This is a genomic window from Mesorhizobium sp. M4A.F.Ca.ET.050.02.1.1 (genome assembly GCF_003997725.1).
In the GTDB taxonomy this organism is placed as follows: Bacteria; Pseudomonadota; Alphaproteobacteria; order Rhizobiales; family Rhizobiaceae; genus Mesorhizobium.
Map to the genome: position 1 here is coordinate 1 of NZ_RZSG01000623.1, position 3,599 is coordinate 3,599.

The 3,599-nt window shown below is 65.7% G+C and carries 3 protein-coding genes; 2 read left to right on the top strand and 1 reads right to left on the bottom strand.

Translation table 11 applies throughout. The features are described from left to right. Positions 1 to 638 (bottom strand): LysR family transcriptional regulator (locus EOA33_RS28130; protein WP_127407129.1); only part of this gene is annotated, 638 nt, incomplete at its 3' end. Between the two features lie 116 nt (positions 639 to 754). Here EOA33_RS28130 and EOA33_RS28135 point away from each other — a divergent pair. Next, complete coding sequence (locus EOA33_RS28135; RefSeq protein WP_127407130.1) at positions 755 to 2,029, top strand: MFS transporter; 1,275 nt, start codon at positions 755 to 757, stop codon at positions 2,027 to 2,029. Between the two features lie 142 nt (positions 2,030 to 2,171). After that, on the top strand, positions 2,172 to 3,356 hold the full coding sequence (locus tag EOA33_RS28140; RefSeq protein WP_127407131.1) for a cell wall hydrolase: 1,185 nt from the start codon (positions 2,172 to 2,174) through the stop codon (positions 3,354 to 3,356). The last annotated feature ends 243 nt before the right edge of the window (positions 3,357 to 3,599 follow it).

Here is a 3,599-nt window from a genome sequence, read left to right on the forward strand (position 1 = left end):
CGCCAGGACAGGCCGGCGCGGTCGAGCGTTTCGGTCGCCATCGTGCGCAGCAGGCAGGGCGCTTCCAGCGCCACCAGCGGCAGGATGTCGTCCTTGCCCGGCCCGGCCTCGATCGGCTTTGCCGGCCCGATCCAGCGCATTTGAACATCGGCGACGTGCCGGCTGTAGGGCAGGCTCGCGCCATTGTGCCAGGCAAGCGCGATGTCGAGGCTGCCCTGGGTGATCCGGTCGGCAAGCTCATGGCTGCGCGCGATCCGCGCCTCTATCTTGACCTTGGGATGGGCGCGGGCGAAGCGGCCCAGCACCTCCGGCAGCACCGCCTCGCCGAAATCCTCCTGCAGGCCTAGCCGCACCCAGCCTTCCAGCTCGACGTCGTGGATGGCGGCGGCCGCCTCGTCGTTAAGCTCGAGCAGTCGCCGCGCATAGCCGAGCATGGTTTCGCCGGCTTCGGTCAGCGCCAGGCCGCGCCCCGATTTGCGGAAGATCGGGGTGGCCGCCTGCTCCTCCAGCTTCTTCAGCTGCGCGCTAACGGCGGAGGTCGAACGGCCAAGCCTTTCGGCGGCCCTGGCGAAGCTGCCCAGCTCCATCCCGGCGACGAAGCTCCGGAGGACGTCGAGGTCGAATGTGACGCGTCGCATGTTATTGTCCTGCTTTTCAGGATTGTATATCAAAAACTTCCTGATTTTATAGATAAAGCTATGGCGCTACATCCTACCCGTCAAGCCGGTCAGCCGGCCGTCACGGGAATGAACGCATGTCCGCCATCGCCACACGCACCGACTGCCAGCCTCCTGCGAAAGCCACGGCTGGCTCCGCCGCTCGAACCTTCGGATCCAATCATCGCTGGAAGGTGCTGGGCATCGGCGTCGCGGCCAATGCCGGGTTCTCCGCGACCTTCTCCGGCGTGCCGGCCACCGCGGTGGTGATGCGCCAGGGTTATCAACTCGACAATGCCTCGCTCGGACTGGCGCTCGGTCTTCTCGGATTGGGCGTGGCGCTGAGCGAACTGCCCTGGGGCGTGCTCACCGATCGCTGGGGCGACCGCCGCGTGCTGTTGACCGGGCTCGGCGCGACGGCGGCATGGCTGTTCGTCATGGCTATGCTGGTCGTGCCGACAAAGGGTGCCATTCCGGGCGTCTCGCTGCTCTCGGCAAGCCTGCTCGTCGCCGGCCTGCTCGGCGGCAGCGTCAACGGTTCCAGCGGCCGGGCCATCATGGGATGGTTCCGGGAGGGCGAGCGCGGCTTTGCCATGAGCATCCGGCAGACGGCGGTGCCGCTGGGCGGCGGCCTCGGCGCGCTCGTCCTGCCTTCGCTGGCCTTGGGCTTCGGCTTTACCGCCGTCTTCGGCCTGCTTGCAGCCGTTTCCGCCCTCTCTGCCTTCTTTGCCTGGCGCTGGTTGCACGAGCCGCCAACGGCAGCGGGCGGTCATGCCGACGCCGCGACAGCCGGGCCGGCGCCGCTGCGCAACGTCGAGGTCTGGCGCATCTCGATCGCCATCGGCCTGCTCTGCTTCCCGCAGGTGGCGGTGCTCACCTTCGCGTCGGTGTTCCTGCACGATTTCGCCGGCGTCGGGACAATGGCGACCAGCCTGAGCCTCGCCGCCGTGCAGACTGGCGCCATGGTCATGCGCGTCTGGAGCGGCCGCTTCACCGACCGTCATGGCAACCGCCGCCCATTCCTCAGGCTGTGCTGCGCGCTAAGCACGCTTGCCTTCGCGGTCCTCTGGCTGCTGGTCGTCGCGGCCGCAGGCCAGCCGGCTATGATGATGGCGCTTGCCGTCGTACTGGTTGCTGCGGGCATCGCCGTCTCCGCTTGGCACGGCGTCGCCTACACCGAGCTTGCCACGCTCGCCGGTCCCGGCCATGTCGGAACCGCGCTCAGCCTTGCCAACAGCTTCGTCTTCGTCGGCTTCTGCCTGGTGCCGATCGCCATTCCTGGGCTCCTGCATCTCTGGGCGTGGCCCGGCGTGTGGCTGGCGGCCGCCGCCTGCGCGCTGATCGCCCGGCCGATCTTCCTGCGGCCAGCCTGATTTTCGGCCTGCGCAGCGGCGGCGAAAAACCTCCTGTTTCGGGCCAACATCAAAAAAACACGATCGATGGCGTTAACGCCCCATCAAGGTTAATGCATCATTTTGGCTCTCCAGAGGGTCAGTTGCGTTTCTGGAGAGTTCCGTGCATCGACGTGTCTTGAAGCGGCTGGTCGCCGCCGCCGGTGAGAAGAAGCGTTCCTTCCTGTCCCCGTTCGTTATTGGCCTCGGTATCTGGGTCGGCTTTCCTTCCGTCGTCGCCTATCAGGACATGACCAGCCTGGTTTCTGGTCTGGAGACGCCGAACGCCCGCTGGAACGCCTATGTCGAGAAATCCGTCGCCGGCTCGGTCCACGCCGCCGAGATGCCCTTCGTCGATTCCGTCTCAACCGGCTCCATCTCCGGCTCCGGCGTGCAGCTGCCGGGCGTCGGCGCGGTCGCCTTTCGCGGCAAGGGCAATGTGGCCGGCACGACGCCGGACGAAGACCGCATCGTGCGCGCCGACAAGAAGGGCCGCATCGTCCAGATCTCGCCGGTGGCGCCACCAAAGGCCTTCAACGCCGGCTCAATCTTCGAACGCACATCCTCGCTGCTTCGCCCGAGCATGGACAGCGGCCTGAAACTCGCCTTCGCCAAGCCAGGCATCAAGGGCAAGGAGATCCAGATCGCCCAGGCCTTCCACATCCGCGAGGACAAGAAGCCGGATCCAGCCGTGCCGGCCATGTTGGCGGCGCTCGTCAACAACGACAAGCCGGACGTGCTCGCCACCGCCTATGCTCAGGCCGAGCCCGACTATGCCAAGGCCTCGCCGTTCGAGGCGCTGCTGCAGGACGAGGAGCCGAACAGCGGCCGCTTCATCCCGCCGATGGCCAAGGGCGACCACTGGTGGATCCAGAACCCGCTGCCGGCCAGCGTCTTCTCCAAGCCGGAGCAGGCTTGCCTTGCCAACGGCATCTATTTCGAGGCGCGCAGCGAATCCGTGCGCGGCCAGGCCGCCGTCGCCCAGGTGATCCTCAACCGCGTCCGCAACCCGGCCTATCCGAAGTCGATCTGCGGCGTCGTCTACCAGAACGACAACTGGCTGAACCGCTGCCAGTTCTCCTTCGCCTGCGACGGCCGCAAGAAGCGCGTCAACGATCCCGTCGCCTACAAGACCGCTCAGGACGTCGCCATGGCGGTGACCGCCGGCAAGATCTTCATTCCGGAGGTCGGCTCTTCGACCCATTACTATGCCAATTACGTGCATCCGGGCTGGGCGCGCACCATGCAGAAGATGACCAAGATCGGCCTGCATATCTTCTACCGCACCTATGGCGGCGGCTGGAGTTGAGGCAGTTTCGCCGAGACCGTCTGAGTGGTCCGAATGGCTCAGCGCGCTTGCAATTGGGGAGCCTTGGTTGCAAGGATTCGCCGGGCGCTTGCCTCCAACCGCGACGGGCACGATGTCGCACCTCCTTAAGATATTGATTTCAATATAAAAAATACATGGGTTTGAAGTTCGGCCCGTGGCTTGACGGGCGCGGACCCTCTAACTATGTTGCCGGCGACTTTAGAAGCGGACGGACGGTAGCGG

Excerpts from the sequence above, each read along its gene's own strand:
- EOA33_RS28135 (WP_127407130.1), top strand. The coding sequence starts at position 755 with ATGTCCGCCATCGCCACACGCACCGACTGCCAGCCTCCTGCGAAAGCC.